Annotated in this window: 14 protein-coding genes; 4 read left to right on the forward strand and 10 right to left on the reverse strand. The window is 46.0% G+C overall.

The features are described 5' to 3' along the window. Window positions 1–78 precede the first annotated feature (78 nt). Window positions 79–1092: a TAXI family TRAP transporter solute-binding subunit gene (locus tag OW495_RS05800; protein WP_048610053.1), complete on the reverse strand. Its 1014-nt coding sequence runs from the start codon at window positions 1090–1092 to the stop codon at window positions 79–81. Window positions 1093–1412: 320 nt separating this feature from the next. Continuing rightward, a complete protein-coding gene (locus OW495_RS05805; RefSeq protein ID WP_102512926.1) occupies window positions 1413–2753 on the reverse strand; it encodes a sigma-54 dependent transcriptional regulator in 1341 nt (446 codons plus the stop codon). Between the two features lie 208 nt (window positions 2754–2961). Between OW495_RS05805 and OW495_RS05810 the strand changes: the two genes are divergently transcribed. Further along, window positions 2962–5025 (forward strand): ATP-binding protein, encoded by a 2064-nt coding sequence (locus tag OW495_RS05810; protein WP_289885546.1) that lies wholly within the window; start codon window positions 2962–2964, stop codon window positions 5023–5025. A 120-nt stretch (window positions 5026–5145) separates the two neighbouring features. On the opposite strand, the gene OW495_RS05815 is transcribed toward OW495_RS05810, so the two are convergent. From OW495_RS05815 to OW495_RS05840, 6 genes are all read right to left on the reverse strand, one after another. Next, window positions 5146–7596: a family 20 glycosylhydrolase gene (locus OW495_RS05815; protein ID WP_289885547.1), complete on the reverse strand. Its 2451-nt coding sequence runs from the start codon at window positions 7594–7596 to the stop codon at window positions 5146–5148. A 166-nt stretch (window positions 7597–7762) separates the two neighbouring features. Next, the gene (locus OW495_RS05820; protein ID WP_017084927.1) at window positions 7763–8398 is read right to left on the reverse strand and encodes a bifunctional 4-hydroxy-2-oxoglutarate aldolase/2-dehydro-3-deoxy-phosphogluconate aldolase; all 636 of its coding nucleotides are present in this window, start codon (window positions 8396–8398) and stop codon (window positions 7763–7765) included. Window positions 8399–8412: 14 nt separating this feature from the next. Beyond that, window positions 8413–9360, reverse strand: a complete 948-nt coding sequence (locus OW495_RS05825) for a sugar kinase (protein ID WP_102364540.1) — start codon at window positions 9358–9360, stop codon at window positions 8413–8415. A gap of 130 nt (window positions 9361–9490) precedes the next feature. After that, window positions 9491–11005 (reverse strand): sodium:solute symporter family protein, encoded by a 1515-nt coding sequence (locus OW495_RS05830; protein WP_065111643.1) that lies wholly within the window; start codon window positions 11003–11005, stop codon window positions 9491–9493. 205 nt (window positions 11006–11210) lie between these two features. Continuing rightward, a complete protein-coding gene (locus OW495_RS05835) occupies window positions 11211–11603 on the reverse strand; it encodes a RidA family protein (RefSeq protein ID WP_004732497.1) in 393 nt (130 codons plus the stop codon). Between the two features lie 140 nt (window positions 11604–11743). Further along, entirely contained in the window at window positions 11744–13177 is a 1434-nt protein-coding gene (locus OW495_RS05840) for a D-aminoacylase (RefSeq protein ID WP_102299920.1), read from the reverse strand. A 176-nt stretch (window positions 13178–13353) separates the two neighbouring features. Here OW495_RS05840 and OW495_RS05845 point away from each other — a divergent pair, with 176 nt between their 5' ends. Both OW495_RS05845 and OW495_RS05850 read left to right on the forward strand, forming a co-directional pair. Continuing rightward, window positions 13354–14628 carry an amino acid deaminase gene (locus OW495_RS05845; protein WP_102299921.1) on the forward strand — a complete coding sequence of 425 codons (1275 nt, stop codon included), beginning with the start codon at window positions 13354–13356 and terminating at the stop codon, window positions 14626–14628. A gap of 117 nt (window positions 14629–14745) precedes the next feature. After that, entirely contained in the window at window positions 14746–15609 is an 864-nt protein-coding gene (locus tag OW495_RS05850) for a MurR/RpiR family transcriptional regulator (RefSeq protein WP_012600047.1), read from the forward strand. A gap of 125 nt (window positions 15610–15734) precedes the next feature. Here the strand turns inward: OW495_RS05850 and OW495_RS05855 are convergent, their stop codons facing one another. Then, window positions 15735–16277, reverse strand: a complete 543-nt coding sequence (locus OW495_RS05855; RefSeq protein WP_289885548.1) for an AAA family ATPase — start codon at window positions 16275–16277, stop codon at window positions 15735–15737. 53 nt (window positions 16278–16330) lie between these two features. Next, a complete protein-coding gene (locus OW495_RS05860) occupies window positions 16331–16870 on the reverse strand; it encodes a hydrolase (protein ID WP_289885549.1) in 540 nt (179 codons plus the stop codon). Between the two features lie 330 nt (window positions 16871–17200). On the opposite strand from OW495_RS05860, the gene OW495_RS05865 reads away from it, so the two are divergent. Further along, the gene (locus OW495_RS05865; protein WP_289885550.1) at window positions 17201–17797 is read left to right on the forward strand and encodes a porin family protein; all 597 of its coding nucleotides are present in this window, start codon (window positions 17201–17203) and stop codon (window positions 17795–17797) included. Window positions 17798–17865: the final 68 nt, after the last annotated feature.

A 17865-nucleotide genomic window follows, 5' to 3' on the forward strand; every position in this document is an offset into this window, starting at 1 on the left:
AGCGAACGTGCACCAAGCAATTAAGTCACGAAGGGTGTCTTTGTTTAACTAACGTAAACCGTCATTCGGCGAAAGCCGTTAGTTAACGATCAACTCAGAAGGGACATCGATGCCCACTTCTTGGTAGTAACGTGCAGCGCCCGGGTGAAGTGGAACAGGCAGACCTGCGATCCCTTTCTCGAGAGCCATTGCTTTGGTTGCTTTGTGGATACCTTGTAGGAAAGGTAGGTTTTCATAGATAGCTTTAGTCAGCTGATAAACATCTTCTTCAGAAATGTCTTCACGAACCGCTAGGAAGTTGGGTTGAGCGATAGTGGTGATCGGCTTATCAACACCTGGATAAGTATTTGCAGGGATCTCATATTTAGTCCAGATATTGTAATCGCCGTTCGCTTGTTTGATTTGCGCATCAGTAAACGACAGGATTTGAATGTCTTCACCCAAGGCTGCAAACGCTTGAGTTACCGCGCCAACAGGCACGCCAGCGGGCGTATTCATACCATCGATGGTGCCATTTTGTAGTGCGCTGGCACTGCCGCCGTAACCCATAAAGGCAAGTTTAAATTGTTCTGGGTTAACCGACAGGCCTTGCATGATCTGGCGTCCTGAATTCTCTGTACCTGAGTTCTTCTTACCGATAGAGAATTTCTTGCCATTTAGATTTTCTAAATCACTCATGGTGCCCGTTTCTGTCAGATCAGAACGCACAATAAAGTGTTCAACGTTTTGCCATAGCATAGAGACTGAACGCAGTTGTTTTTGACTGCCTGACTTCTCATATGGACCAAGCCCTTGCCACGCCCACGCGCCATACAAACCTTGCAGAATGGCAAACTGTGCTTCGTTCTCATTGAGAAGTTTCACATTCTCGCCCGATCCCGCAGAGCTGATAGCCGCCAAAGAAAAGTGCTGCTTTGGCGCAAGCTTAACTTTACTCAATGTCGCTAAAGCCACACCCACTGGATAGTAAGTACCACCCGTTGAGGCCGTCGCTAAAATGTAGCTGCGATCTTCTTGAGCTGAGGCGTTACTGATAAGGCCGATAGAGGCCATTGCGATTGCTAAAGTTTTAACTAGCTTGTTGTATTTCATTGTTACTCTCCATGTAGAGTTATTCACGTTATAGTTTTGTTAACAACAATTGCTAGATAGCAAGCACAATGCCAATTTTCAAGTTACTGTTTTAATTGATATTTATTTCAAAGGGCACCTAAAATAAGCCATTTCTTGCTTATTTGACTACGAATCAATGAGCTATTTTTTGCTTATCCCAAACCACGAATAACATCGGTTTAAAGGTGGCCAAGTCACACTGTGTTACATTTGCGTGATCAATGTTTATAAAATGATAAATATATGATGAGCCATTTTTTGCTCATTGATTCAGACAGCCTCTCTAATCTCATCATCACTTACGAATCGACATAATCGCTTCGGTTCAACGCATAACGCACCATCTTTTGGTTCAATGTTCGACGGGGTAAATCCAAATCTTGCATCACATCATTAATGCGCCCTTGATAACGCACTAACGCATCGTGAATCACCTTACGTTCGAAACTCTGCACTTGAACCGCCAACGGAATCCCTGCCGTTGTGGACTCTGTGACAGAATTGGGACGGCACGCCAAGATGTCTCCTACCGTTAAGCTTTCATCCAGTGCGAAACGAATCGCGACATTACGCAGTTCACGCACATTGCCCGGCCACGCATACGACAACAAGGCATAGCGATCGGCCTCACTGGCAACTCGGGTTTCACTGTTCGCTTCTTGAGTGAAGTGTTCGAAAAGGATCAAAGCATCGTCTTCTCGTTCACTAAGGGGAGGTAAATGCAGTTGGGCAACGTTCAAACGATAGAAAAGGTCTTGGCGAAAATCGGGATGATTCAGTAGATCGCTTTTCGAAGCAGAGACCACTCGTAGATCAACATGTTGTTGCTGATTCCCCCCCACGCGTTCGACGACATTATCTTGCAAGGTGCGCAGCACTTTTACCTGCATCGACAGCGGCATACTCTCTATTTCATCGAGGAACACCGTGCCTTTGTCGGCAAATTCAAGCTTACCAATGCGTCGTTTGGCCGCACCAGTAAATGCTCCAGCTTCGTGTCCAAACAGCTCGCTTTCAAAGAGATTTTCTGGGATTGCGCCACAGTTAAGCGGTACAAACGGATGGGTTTTACGCAGGCTAAACTCATGCAAACAAGAAGCGACTAGCTCTTTACCGCAGCCGGTTTCGCCATAAATGATCACATTGGTATCAATCGAGGCGATTTTTTGTATTTGCTCTCGCAATTCACACATCACTTTACTGCGACCAATCAGCACCTCTTCAATGCCCTTCAGGTTATCCAGATAGTTCTGACGACTGTTTCTGTCTTGGCCACTTTGATGTTTGTCGACCGCTTCCGAAACCGTTTGAGACAGACGCTCAGGGTCGAATGGCTTTTCAATGAAATCATACGCGCCTTGCTGTAACGCTTTCACGGCCATATCGACATCACCGTGACCAGTGATCAAGATGACAGGCACCTCAGGTACTAACTGCTTAAATCGCGCAAGCAACTCAACGCCGTCTATATCAGGTAAACGAACGTCGGTGATGATGGTTTGGAAATCACCCTGCTCTACCGCGTTTAACGCATCTTGCCCAACCTCAAATGCGGTGACATCGAAGCCCGCTAATTGTAACCATTGGCTGGTTGCTTGACGCACAATTGCATCATCTTCAATCAAAGCTATACGCTGCATGGTTTGGTTCCGCCACTTACCTCTGAATAATGTCGCCCACGGTATGTAAAAAATCCGCAGACGAAAAGGAGCTAGCTCCCACTTTGAATAACACTCCTTTAACAGTTTTATAATGTTTGTTAGCTTCAACTTGTCTCACTCTCCATTCGCTTAAAAAGCAAACAGAAAACCTTCTCAAGTCACTAGTTTTAAAAGGATTTGATCAGCAATGATGAATAACAATCGATATTGGTTATTCCTATGTGCCTGTTTATTAATTGGTTTGGTTCAGGTAACCACCAAAAGTGGTATAAGCCAATGGAAGCTCGAACAAGCCCAACGCTATGCAGAACAGCGCTTCCTCGGATACATTGCCGAAGCCAGACGCACCCTGAAACGCTTCTATTATCTGCCCTACCTAGTGACGAACGATGAAACCAGTGTGCGTTTCATTGAGGGTGAAGCCCGCCTCGAAAAGCGCATTAAGAAGCAGCTGATTCAACTGGATAAAGCGGCCAACACCAAGGGCTGGTATCTGCTTTCTGGCAAAGGTGATTTATTGGTATCGAGTGTCGAAAGAAGCAAACTGAGTAAAAAGAACGCCAGCACGATTGTCTCTAAGATCCACCAGCAAGGTGGTGCGATTTCGGTGGTGACTAAAAATAAAGGCGTGACACCCGATTACTTTATTGCCGCGCCCGTTTATCGAGCCTCCGATGTGGTCGGTATTGTCGCGGTGCAAATCGATTTGTCATTATTAACCGATCAATGGTTTGCTGATGGTGAAGCGATCCTGTTCCAGAACCCTCGCGATCAGTTCTTTCTCTCGAGTGATAAACGACTGAGCGCTGACTGGTTCAACGACACGTTCAACTCACAACCAAGCACGACAAAACGCGAGCTGTACGACCAAACCCATATTCGCGTGTGGCGACTGCAAGATAAAGATTACTTGATTCAGTCAATCAAGTTAGATGACCTTAATTGGCGTTTAACCTACCTCACGCCATTAACCAGCCTCAACCAGACCACTAACTGGATCAGCTGGAGTGTGGCGGTTGGCTGTCTTTTCATTCTGCTGTTGCTGGTTATTCTTTATCAAAGACGTCAGAAAAAACTCAGTAATCTGCGAATCCAAAAGCTCATCGAAGAGTCAGAAAAACGACTGTCTGGAATGATCAATAAAACCCACGTAGGGCTGGTTCTGATCGATAAGCATGGCCATATCCACGATATTAACCTGATGGCCAAGAACTACTTTTGCCTTTCTGATTCGATGATCAGCAACATCAAGGCGTGGCAGTTATTTGAAGCAGGCAACCCAAATTCAACCACGTTACAGCTACTCAAGAACTTGGAACAACACCAAGAACTGGCCGAGATCACCAGCGTCGAAACCATGGCAAGACGCAGTGATGGCAGCTACTTCCCTGTGCTGTTCTCTATTAGCTCATTCCCTTGGTATTCAACGCCTTATTACCTGTGTACCGTAATCGACATCAGCAAGCGTAAGAAAGCAGAAATTGCGGTTCAAAACGCCAATAAGACGCTGCAACTTCGGGTAGAAGAGCGAACCCAAGACCTCAAAGATGCGCAGCAAGAATTGGTGGAATCAAGCAAACTTGCCGCATTAGGGCGGATGTCGAGTGCGATCACTCATGAGCTGAATCAACCGCTTACTGGTCTAAAAACCCTGCTTTCAAGTAATCAATTGCTGATGGAAAGAGGCGAGACCAAGATGTTAAAAGCGAACATGGACTTAGTCATGAGCCTCATCGACAGAATGGCTAATATGACCAGTCAATTAAAGTCGTTCGCCTTTAAAAGGCTTGAGAAGCCCTATCCAGTTTCACTCACCGACGCACTGCAAGAAACCCTACGAATTCACCAAGCCGAATTAGACAACGTCGATATTCGCGTGCGTGTCGCTTCCAATATTTCGATGGTGATGGGAGAAGAAGCACGACTTCGCCAAGTGCTTGGCAACTTACTTAGAAACGCTGTGGACGCTACGCAGAATCAAACACCCGCAACCATTGTTATCAGCGCACATACCGATCAACAACGTGTGATCATCAAGGTGCAAGATAATGGCTGTGGCGTGTCAGAAGACCAACTCGAAACGATTTTCGAACCCTTCCATACCAACAAAAAGATGGGCGAAGGCTTAGGACTCGGGCTGGCTATCACAGCAAACAATGTACGGGATATGCAAGGTACCTTGATAGCCAAGAACAACCCAGATCAAGGCATGACATTCACGTTAACCCTACAGAATAGTGATAGTAAGTAATCGCTTACGTAAAGCTTAGAATTCACACTCTATTGAGAAGCTAAAACTAAAAAACCGCCCACAGAGGGCGGTTTTGATTCACTTATTGGCGTGTGACTTGTTCGCTAATCCGTTAACGGCTTACTCAGCTAACTGCTTCAACAAGAGCTCTGTCGGGCGAACAATCGCGATGATAGATTCGTCGTAGATCTTCGCTGACTCAGACAGTATCGCTTGATAGGCGTTCGCATCTGATGCTCGAATTTTCTCACCCGCTTGTGCTTTAGCAATCAAGGTTAACGCCAAGTCTGCGACTTCCGCGGTTTTCTCTGCGACAACCACAGTATCTACCGAAGACACATTACCTGCGAAGACAGTTTTAGCAGCGAGTGCAGCCGCTTTGGCTTGTTGATAATGCTCTGCAAGTTGCTCAAGCGCTTGTTGATTGCCCGTCGCGACTTCGTTGACCAAATCTTGCATCTCATACACAGCGTAGCTTTCTACTGGCAGCGCATCAACAAAGCGATTTAGGCGCTCGTATTGGCTGTATAAAGTGCCCTTAGGTTCAGTAGAATTCCACTTTTCCCAGTTACGTGCATAGTACTGTGCTGGCTCGGTGTACTTGGCAAGCACGCGCAAGTCGTGAATATCTTGGCCTCTGGCAATGCGTTTTAACAACATGTCAGCATCCGCATGATGACGAAGTCCAACCGACACTTCAGACCATGTATCCATCGCTTTCATGCGCTTGTACATGCTGCGTTCGTCCGTCAATTCTGCATCAGACCAGAAGCGCTCTGCAATCGCATAGCTGCGTGGCCATAGGTAGTTTTCGACCGTGAGGCTGTCTTTGTTCTCTAGCCACATGGTGATCTCGCCGCCCAAGATAAGCTCTTTTTCTTTATCCGTTAATTCTGCTGGGTAACCACCATTTGGTTCAGGAATCACGCTGCCTTCAACATCACTGCTCGCAATCACTTCACCTGTGGTTGGCCAACGCACGTTACCGACCAATTGGTAACTGCCTTCGGCAAAACCCTTTTGATTCAAGTTTAGGTTGAATTCGGTGTACGACATGAAGTTATCGAAGTGGCCAACGAAGGTTTTACCCGGCACATAATTAAGGATGTAAATCTCTTCACGAGACTTGCCGTTGTAATCACTGAATGCGCGGAAAGTGCCGTCTTTCGCTTCAATGATGGTCAGTGTTCCCTTACGTGGGCCGCCTTTTGAACGTGGCTTCTCCCATTGATACGTCACGAACTTTTCGCCGCTGTGCAGCTTATCGTCAACTGTGATGCCAGTTGGCATTGGGTCATTGCGATAGTGGTAGCTCGTCGGCTGAGGTTGATCTAGGTAATAACCCGTAGAAAGGATACCTGGGTAACCCTCTTTCGCCGCACGACCAATGCTATCGTGCCCTTGCCAGCTTTGAATCACGATGGAAGTCGGCAGGTCTTTATGCCAAATCTCATCCCAACCGGTCATCTTCTTACCGCGCTCTTCGAGCATCTTCTCAACTTTTACATTGAGGTAAGACTGCAGACCACGCTCGCCATCGATATTGTTCTCTTCAATGAACTGTTGGTGCTTTTCACTGTTTTTCCACTGTGCATAATTCGGCTCATCGCCACCAATGTGGAAGTACTCATCAGGGAACAGCTCGGTCACTTCATCAAACACATCACCAAGCATCTCATAGACTTCAGGGTTAAGTGGATCCATGAGCGGTTCAAACACGCCCCACCCTCTTTCTTGCTCGTAGTTTTGCCCTTCACCGCCCGACATCAAACGCGGGTAAGCGTGAGCCACGGCAGAAGAGTGACCCGGAAGAGAGACCTCAGGGATAACACGAATACCAAGATTACGCGCGTATTCAACTAAGTAGCGAACTTGGTCTTTGGTGTAGTAATTACCATCAGCGGTTTCTGACCACAGACGCGGCCAAGATTCCGTTTGAATGCGGATGCCTTGGTCGTCCCAGAAGTGCCAATGGAATACGTTCATCTTCGCCGACGCCATCGCATCTAACTGACGAATCAGCACATCGAATTCAATGAAGTGACGTGAAGTATCGTAAGAAACACCACGCCAGCGGAAACGAGGCTCATCGACAATCGTGACGGCAGGAATATGGTAGCCAGTCGCTGTGGTTTCAACGAGCTGTAAAAGGGTTTCGATGCCGTGAATAGTGCCGTATGGGCTTGGAGAGCTCAGCGTGATTTGTTCACCCTGAGTGGTAATTTTGTAGGACTCTACAGAGTCGATGTTCTGTACTTCAGACTTTGGTGCCGCGTCGATATCAATGATCAGGTTCGCTTCGTCTTCATTATCAACCTGCCAATTTAGAATCGGCACACCCGTCTGACGCTCAAGGCGATCAATAAAGCGTTTCGCCGTGTACTCAACGCGATCAGAATTAAAGCCTTTGATGTAAACCTTGAAGTTACCGTCGACCTTAACTTGCCCAGCTTGCAGCTCGACCGTTTGTGGGTACGGCATTAAATTTAGATCGGTATTTGGAGCCATTGCTAACGCCATTGGGGACACTACTGAACCTGAAATCAATAGGGATAATATAGTTTTTTTCATTATTAGTTTTCCTATATAAATATGGTTCTGTTTTGTTTATCGGAGGCGATTCACAAAACAGAACCATCAGCCACTGCTGTTGCTCGTTATCTCTGATTCGAAAGCTTGTTCTCACTAGTTAAAAAAAAATTGTTGCGAGCTTCAAGCTTATCGCTAGTTCAAAAGCTTATTGCTCGTTAACAAGAGCGACCGCTTCACGAACCAATACTGCAATCTCATCCCATTGCTCGTTCTCGATCATTTTTGGCGACACCATCCAAGTACCACCACAGCACACCACACGATCCACTGCTAGGTAGTCATTGACGTTGTGTTTACCGATACCGCCTGTTGGCATTAAAGACACATCAACGTATGGCGCTAGCAGAGACTTCACCATGTTGATGCCACCAGACGCTTCTGCAGGGAAGAACTTCAAGAAGTTAAGACCAAGCTCTAGCGCTTGCTCTACTTGGCTTGGGTTGTTTACGCCAGGAACGATTGGCATGCCGATTTCTTGGCAACGTTTTACGGTGTTTGGATTCAGGCCCGGAGCCACAATGAATTCGCTGCCCGACTCTTTCGCAAGGTCGATCTGCGCTGGCGTTAATACTGTGCCGGCACCGATACACATTTCTGGATACGCATCGCGCATCGCACGAATCGCGTCTGCTGCCGCTTCAGTACGGAATGTGACTTCAGCAACTGGTAGGCCGTTTTCTACCAGCACTTTTGCCAGTGGAATCGCGTGTTCAACCTTGTTGATTTGGATAACAGGGATAACTTTGAATTGCTTAAGTTTGTTGATCATTTCTTGAGACATAATAATTCCGCTTTTTATTTTTTAATCAGTTGGCTCATAGCGCTCACGGGGATGATTGCGCCAGAGTATTGAATAACGATTGAAGCCAGTTGGTGGCCAAGTTCAGCTGCGTCGGTGGCGCTCTCGCCAGTAAGACGCGCAGCTAAATAACCCGCGGCGAATGAATCGCCCGCCGCGCAGGTGTCGACCACGTTAGAAACACGAGTCGCTGAAACATAATTCTCAACAATATCGTCCTGTTCAATTTGAACAATCTTGCATGGCTCGCAGCCACGTTTGATGACGATCTCTTGGCACCCCAAACGGAGGCAGCGTTGTTGAACGCTCTCTGAGTTCCCCCAGACAAGTAGATCGTCATCTTCGGTAATCAAGGCGATGTCCACCAGCGGCAGTAACTTGGCGTACCAATGTCGAGCTTGCTCGGTGCTCCAAAGTTGCGGGCGATAGTTGTTATCAAAAATCACCTTGCCGCCTTGGTTTGAGAACACACTAATGACTTTGAATAGGCGCTCACGAGAGGCGTCATCCAATATCGCGATACTGATACCGCTGATGTAAACCGCGTCGACTTGCTTCTCTGTCAGAGCGATTTCAAGCTTATTCAAGTCATTAGCATGGAAGTAAGATTTTACTGCCGCATCGTTGCGCCAGTAATGAAAGTGTCGCTCACCCGCTTCATCGGTTTCGACCATGTAGAGTCCAGGCAGCTTGTTCGCAATGCGTTCAACGAAATTGGTTTGAATACCTTCGAGCTGCCAACTATCAATCATATTTTGAGACAGTTCATCACTGCCAAGGCCTGTCGCGTAATGAACAGAGAGGTTTTGATGTTGGGTTAAGCGAGAAAGGTAAAGTGCGGTATTGAGTGTGTCACCGCCGAATTTTTTGGTTAATGGAGAGCCGCTGATTTCGACCATGCACTCGCCAAAGAACGCAATATTGAAGTTAGAAGATGCAGGCATAGCAGATCCTAAAATAGAGAGATAAATGGGGAAGAAGGCCCTACCGAGAAGCAGAGCCTGAGCTAGCTAAACCACTCCACAACTTGTTGTACTGAATTTGTGGTACTAACTCGCTGTGGAGCGTTTTAGATTAGCTTGTTTGATTTGCAGGACGTTGAGAAGACGCGTCTTCTTCAAGTACACCTGAGTCTGACAATTCCATTTCCATCAGAGCGCGCTCGTCATCAAGAATTGCTTTCGCCATTTCTGGTGTTACTTGATTAGCCGGAGTACATAGGCTTACCAGCACACCAGCCGTTAGAGCCACTAGACAAGAAGGAATCACAGGGTTGCCCCAGAAAGCCGTGTAGTCTGCGTTTAGCATGACGACAAATGAAGCCACAGATGCACCCGCTAGCGTAGCAAGAGCACCCTGCCAGTTGTAACGTTTCCAGAATCGACCCAACATACCGCACACAAACATGCCCGACATTACGGTTGAAATCATTTTCGTGATGTAGCCAATGATGTCGTTTGACGTTAGTGCGAACAACAGTGCAAAACCAATCACCACAATCAGTGCCAAGCGAGAGTAGTTCACCATTGACTCTTTGTTTGGTACGCGGCCAGTGAACATCACGTAAACATCACGAAGTAGGATAGAAACACCTGCTATCGCATCTGAACTTGCGCTCGACATGGTTGCAGAAAGACCCGCGATAAGAACAATCATGCCAACGCCAACCGGAAGAACCGTTGCAGCAACATAAGGGAACGAGTAGTTCGCGTTATCCAATGATGGGTCAATCGCATGTGCTGCCATACCAATGATTGCAGGGATGATTGAGAAGAAAAGGTACAACACACCCGATGCAACAAATGAGCGACGAACCGTTGATACGTCTTTACCTGAGTAGATACGTTGGCGGAATGAAGGCGTCGCAAGAACACCCACACCAATAACCACAGCCAGAGACACAGCAGGCAGAAGGCCCAGTTTATCGATTGCTAAAAAGCTTGTAGCAGCAGGGTCCATCGCTGCGTAAAGGTTATCCATGCCACCGATGTAATCAACTGACATTACTGCCATCAAGATGAAACCAGCAAAAAGAATGATCGCTTGAATGGTATCGGTCCACACAACCGCTGTGTAACCACCGATCACCACGTAAATAGTGAATGCTGCAGCAATAATGATTTTCGCTAGGTTGAGATCGATGTCTGCAATCCACGCTAGGTACATGCCGCCACCTAGAATGTGTGCGCCCAACCAACCAATTGAAGCGACAAAGATCAGTACACCTACAACGTTTTTCACGATGCGGTTAGCGCCAACATAGTAAGCCAGTTCTTCACTCATGGTCATGAAGTTCAGTTTACGAACCGGAGCAAACCAAAGTGCAAGTAATAGGATGCCTATCGCACCACCAATGCCGTACAGAGCACCTGCCCAGCCATTTGCGTAGCCGAAGCCAACCGCACCCATACTTGAACCCGTACCGACCATCGTCGCTACTGTTGTACCAAGTACTAAGAACATAGGTAGGCCACGGCCACCTAATAAGAAATCTTCGCCAGATTTTTGATTACGCGAGACAAACCAGCCTAACCAAATTAAAAAACATACGTACACGCCGAAGCCTGTAAGAAAAAGTGTGCTGTTCATTTGACACCTCTCAGTGAAATATTGAGTTCATTCTTGAACTTTATTTATGATTCATTCATTTTATATTTCATATAATTACTTTATTGATTTTATCTTTTTTAATTAAAGTAATTTTTATAAATGTAGGATGAGAGTATTAAAGGATAATAACAGGGATGACTAACCCCTAATACTCTCTAAGTAGGTAATTGTGATTAGGTTATTACTATCCGCGATCAGCGCGGTAGCAAGTCACATCTACTTCAACTTTCACGTCTACTACTAGGTCACAGACCATGCAGATACGTGCCGGTGGGTTAGCACCGAAGAACTCTTTGAATACCTTATTAAAAGATTGGAAGTAACGAGAATCCGTTAGCACAACCTTTACGTGCATTACGTCTTCTAGGCCGTAGCCCGCTTCAGTCATGATATCGACACAGTTTTGGATCGCTAGGCGAGACTGGTCAACAATGCCACCCTCAACCACTTCACCATCTGTCATCGGTGTCTGGCCAGAAACGTATAGGAAACCACCTGCTTCAGTTGCACGTGCAAATGGTAAATGTTGTCCGCCTGTACCTGTACCGCCTTCAACACCGTAACGTTTAATAGTCATTTTTTAACTCCACTTATTTATAGATAATATTGGGTTTATAGATAACATTGGCTTTATAGATAAAACAGTTTCTATTCCAATATATTTAAATTAATTCGCCGTTTTTTATAATTATCTGAATTTAATAAATAATTTAAATTCTAGTTTCGGTAAATAAAAACGCCTGAACGATTATTTCTTACTTTTCCTTGCTGGTAAGTTAACTCACCATTTACAAATACACTTTCTATTCCTTCAGCAACTGAAATAGGATTTTCAAATGTTGCTGTGTCTTTAATATTCTTTGGATCAAATAAAACTAAATCGGCAAAGGCACCACAGCGAACTTCGCCTCGGCCCGCTAAGTTGTAACGCTGAGCCGACATTCCGGTCATCTTGTGAATCGCTTCTGGCAACGAGAATAGGTTTTCGTCTCGGCAATAGTGACCTAGCACTTTCGGGAAGGTGCCCCACAATCTTGGGTGTGGATGCGGGTCATTAGGTAAACCGTCGGAACCGACCATGGTCAGTTTGTATTTCAAAACACGCTTTACGTCGTTCTCATCCATGCAATGATAAACCGCGCCCGCTGGTTGAAGCGCTTTTGCTGCGTCCATCAGGGGGAGATTCATTTCATCAGCAATCTGCTTAAGCGTTTTGCCTGCATGTTCTGGTTTTGCTTCAGACCAAGTGATGAATATGTCGAAATCGTCAGTCACTTGTTTCAAATCTAATGTTGAAGAGCTCGCTGAGTATGGGTAGCAGTCGCAAGACACATCTTGGTGCTCAGAAACCTTGTCCATTAAGTCGAGTACTTCAACGGTTCTACCCCAGTTCCCCGCACCTGCACATTTAAGGTGGGAGATAACAACAGGCACTTTCGCGTATTGTCCTGTCTCAAACGCCTCTTCCATCGCGCTTAAGATCTCTTCAAATTCGGTACGCATATGCGTGGTATAGATGCCGCCGTGACCAGAAAGCACTTTCGCTAACTGCATCACTTCGTTGGCATTCGCTTGTTTAGCGCTCGCGTAAGCCAAACCCGAGCTCAAACCTAATGCGCCTTGTTCCATCGCCAAATCAAGGTTGGTTTGCATCGCTGCGATTTCATCTTCGCTTGCAGTTCGTTGCAGGTCATCCATCACTTGGTTACGCAATGTGGTATGGCCAACTAACGCTGCGACATTTACTGCCGGTTGAGCTTGCTCTACTGCTTGTGCATACGCGGTGAAAGTTGGGTATTTAAAGTCAGCTTGTGCGCCTAAAAGATTCATTGGGTCAGGTGGATCACCAGCCAAAACGGTTGGTGATGCGCTGATACCACAGTTACCAACAATCACGGTTGTGACACCTTGGCTGATCTTAGGCAGGCAGTCTGGGTAACGAATTACATTGGTATCGTCATGTGTATGTACATCGATAAAACCAGGAGCCAATGCTAAGCCTGCTCCTTCAACCAATTGGCCACAATCTTCATGATCGATTTGACCAATTTCGGCGATTTTTCCATCTCGGATTGCTACATCGGCACAAAACGATTGTTCGCCGGTGCCATCAAACACCTCTACATTTTTAATTATCGTATCGAACAACATTTTTCACTCTCTCAATCCACTGTGTTGATGAAGCTATCTTAAAAATTTGGCCGATTGTTTTCAGTGACAAAACACACATTATATTTTAAATTGTGTGATAGTTTCTATCACAAACAACAAGAATGATAGATTTACACATAACAAAACAACGACTTACATCATGTTAGGAATCAGCAATGAAAAATAACCCTGCACTCGAAAATGTTAGAAAGTATCAAAAAGAAGGTTTTATCTTGACTGAAAAAGGCCAAAAAGGGAGAGCGGTATCACAATCTGAGAACGGTGTTTATCGACTGATTGATGAAGATGTTTCGCTTCCGGTTGCGGTTATCAAGCAATCAGCCTTAACCAATAACCTAAATTGGATGCAATCATTCGCCGATCATCATCAGGTTAAATTATCGCCACACGGCAAAACCTCCATGACACCTGATTTTTTCCGCCAACAGCTAGAAAATGGCGCTTGGGGTATTACCGTCGCGACGCCTGCACAGGCCGAAATTGCAGCTATGGCAGGTGCAAAACGCATCATCATGGCTAACCAATTGGTGGGCAAAACCAACATGGCGATCGTTGAACAGCTGATCAGTGAGTTTGATGTCGACTTTTACTGTTGTGTGGATTCTTCAGTCAACGTACAGCAACTTAACCAATATTTCGCCAATACAAAGCAGACGCTAAAGGTACTGATCGAATTTGGTGTACCGGGCGGTCGTTGTGGATGTCGTTCACCACAAGAAGTTCTAGAACTGGCTCAAACCATCCAAGATACGCCTGCGCTTTCGCTAGCGGGTATTGAGGTATATGAGGGTGTTATTCACGGTGACAACGCAGAACAAGACATTCGCACCTTCTTGAAACAGGCACTGACTTCGGTCGAAAGCCTCGCATCAGATGGCCTAATTGCAGGGCAACCTATCATCACGGGTGCCGGCTCTGCTTGGTATGACGTGGTTGCAGAATGTTTAGCGAACCTAACCGATTACTTGGCGATCATCCGCCCGGGCTGTTATGCGATTCACGACACAGGTATCTACCTAGACGCTCAAAGCAAAGTGCTACAACGTGCCCAAGCAAACCAAGGTTACGCGTGCGAATTGGGTGGAGATCTGGAATCGGCACTTGAGGTATGGGCGTATGTAATCTCTCGTCCGGAACCAACAAAGTTAGTGGTTGGACTAGGCAAGCGTGATGTGGCCTTTGATGCAGGTTTACCGATTGCCGAGCGCGGCTATCGCAACGGCGAAGCAATCTCAGTGAAAGGCTTAACCTCTACTGCGGTGATGGATCAACATACCTTTGTTGAAACCGATGGCTCTTCTGAGATTGAAGTGGGCGACATGATTGCGTTCTCTACCTCACACCCATGTTTAACCTTCGACAAATGGCGCTACATTGCCATCCGCGATGACGAACATCAGGTGACTAATTGGGTGGAAACCTGTTTCTAGGTCGATTTTTCAATAAGCTAGAATCAACGAAACAATAAGATATACTAACGGGGCTAAGCTTTAGCGACCAATGACTAGGTATTAGCAAATAGCCCCATCAACAAAGGATCAGGATTCTTGAGTTTAGAAGTAGATATCATTTCACAGATAACAGAGCGTTTTCCTGCTCTTCGTGATGCAGAAAAGAAAGTCGCCAAGCTGATCATGGATGACATTGATTTTGCTGCCAATGCCAGCATCACAGAGCTAGCCGAAGGTGCGCAAGTGAGTGAAGCCACCATCACACGTTTTGCTAAAGCGATCGGCTGCAGCAACGTGCGTGATATGAAGATTAAGTTGGCTCAAACACTAACCGTTGGCCAGCGCTTTATCCTCGAACCTGTTGACCAAACGGGCTATCAAGGTATCTACGAATCGATCAAGCAGAGCCTAGATATCAACCGAACTCTGTTCAAAGAGCAAGACGTTGAAACTGCAGTGAGCTGGCTGCATAACGCCAGACAGATCATTGCTATCGGCATGGGTGGCGGCTCGACTATCGCCTCACAAGAACTGCAACACCGACTGTTCCGATTGGGCTACCCAGTGGTGTCGTACAACGATGGCCTAATGTCACGTATGGTTGCTGCCACGGCAGATGCCAATGACGTGATGGTGATGATTTCAGCGACAGGCTTTACGCCCGTGATCACTGAAACTGCCGAGCTAGCCAAGCAGTACGGACTTAAGATTATCGCTATTACCCCACAAGACACACCGCTAGCAAAAATTGCGGATATCTTGTTGCCAATCAAACACATGGAAACCGACTTCATCTACAAACCATCGGCTTCTCGTTACGCAATGTTGGCACTAGTAGATGTGCTTTCGATGGGCATGGCGGTCAATCACAAGAACCGCTCGCGCGACAAGCTACGTCGCTTGAAGGTTGCGCTTGATTCCTACCGAGGCGGTGGCGACCGACAACCTCTCGGCGATTAAACGTTACCGAAACCAAGCTTCTCGCCGCTAGTACACCACAAACTAAGTCTGAATAAAAAGCCCCGCAGTATCCACTCCATCGAGTCGATACTGCGGGGCTTTCTTAGTTGTGGTTTTTCTGGGAGTTACTCTCCTGAGTCAATTGAAGCTAAGATAAACTCAACTCGTTCCTCAACAGATAATTTGGGTACTTCCACCAGCTGATAACCAAACTGAGTATAGGCGGCCACCATCTTATGGTAAGTGGCGATCGCTTCATCGAAATCTTGTTTGCGCTCTTGGTCATTGATGAAAATAGAGTCCCATGGCGGGAAGATAAATACCATGCTGTTGTATGCGAGCTCATTACAGTTATTCAGCAAGGACTCTGGAATAGGCAGCGTTTCTAACAAGCTGTAACCGTATGAATCTACGATGCTTCTATCAAAGAAAACAGGCTGTTCACTCGATTCGAACGCTTGATAATTGGCTAACTCTTCTCGCACCATCTCATCACGAAAAGCCACTTTATCTAACCACGGCAAAGCGCTACCTTGTTGCTCAACTTGGTGTTGAATCACTTTACGTCCTACTTCTGGTGCGCAGCGATAGCCCTGACTTTTCAAAGCATCGATGACCGAGGTTTTGCCAGATCCCGGCCCACCGGTAAATACGATTAGATTGTTCAAATAGACCTCTTCAAAGGGGGAAAATAACGAATCGGACCTTAACGAAACCCAAGTTAACGAATCAAGGACAGAATGGACTTTAATTCTGGTGCGCGGCAATCTTTCACTAGCTCGTATAAGCTCATTTCTAATCCCGTTATCTGGACACCAGCGTCCCGCAATCGGCTGATGGCCAGTTTCTTATTCAATGCTGTTCGTGAACTAATGCAGTCGCCAACTACCTGAACCTTGTACCCAAGATCTAACAATCCCATTGTGGTTTGATAGACACAAATATGAGCCTCAATGCCACACACCAACCACGTATCGACATCCTTGGCTTGCACTGCTTCAAAAAATTTAGGTTCGCCACACGCGTTAAACGTAAATTTCGGTATCGGCTTAGCATCACTCAATAGGTCATTCAGTTCGTCGACCGTAGCACCTAACTTCTCTGGGTTCTGCTCCAGGCTAACAATTGGCAGCCCCAAAATCTGCGCGCCCTTAATCAGCTTTCCACAGTTAGAAATCAGTGTATCGCTGTCATCAACAAGGCGTGCGAGCTTGCCTTGTACGTCCACAACCACCAACCCTGTGTTTGATCTGTTTAACATCTAACTCTCCTTGTTATCACTGCAATCAACACTCCGCCGCAAACCAATAAATACTATAATACGACATAAAACAAATTAACTAGTCTATATTTTTCAACAAGTTAAAAACCAGAACCCCTATCGACACCTTAAAAAACATCGTTTTATTTATCAAATTTAACCGTTTGTCAATATATGGATTTTATTTATAAGCAATATAATCAACAAAAATTCCGTTAACACTTGAAAACTCTAGGTATACAGACAATCGCACAATGAATGAAAAGATAGGTTTCATTTGTGAAGGTTTTATAAATCATTAATCAGCGATACCGTAATTTACATCACAGGATGAGTAAACAAGGTATTATCATGAAAAAATCAGCATTAGCACTTGGCTTAATCGGCTTAGTTTCACTACCAACTTTAGCAGCAGGCACCGACGGCGGCGCATACGTGGGTGGCGGGCTTAGTGTCTATCAAGATTCAGATACTGACGGAGCTCCAAGTCTAGATTCTAGCGGCATGGGCTACAACCTATACGGCGGTTATCAATTCAACCGTATCGTTGGTGTGGAACTTGGCTACAACGATTATGCAGACTACAAGAACAGCACAGACAAGCTTTCACCTACGTCTATTTCTGTATCTGCAAACCTAGGTTATACGTTCGACAACACCATTCGCCCATTTGTACTAGCAGGCTTAAGCTCTGTTGACCTCAATGCGAATAGCGCTGCAGGCTACGATGATGATAGCGGCACAGGCTTCCACTTTGGTGTTGGTGTTGAATACACGCCGGTTGAACACCTAACACTTCGCCTGATTTCTCAAGCAGATGCTGTAAGCGTAGAAGACTCTTATAAATTTAATGGATCGACGTTCTCAACCGACGACCACACATTAGCGTTTAACAGTGTTAGCTTCGGTGGTTCATACGACTTCTAATGTTTTTCCAGTGACGACATAGTAAGTAAATAACTCAAATTCACTTTGCTACTCTGCCCTGTGATAAG

Origin of the sequence: Vibrio sp. 14N.309.X.WAT.E.F5 (genome assembly GCF_030397615.1) — a bacterium.
In the GTDB taxonomy this organism is placed as follows: domain Bacteria; phylum Pseudomonadota; class Gammaproteobacteria; order Enterobacterales; family Vibrionaceae; genus Vibrio; species Vibrio lentus.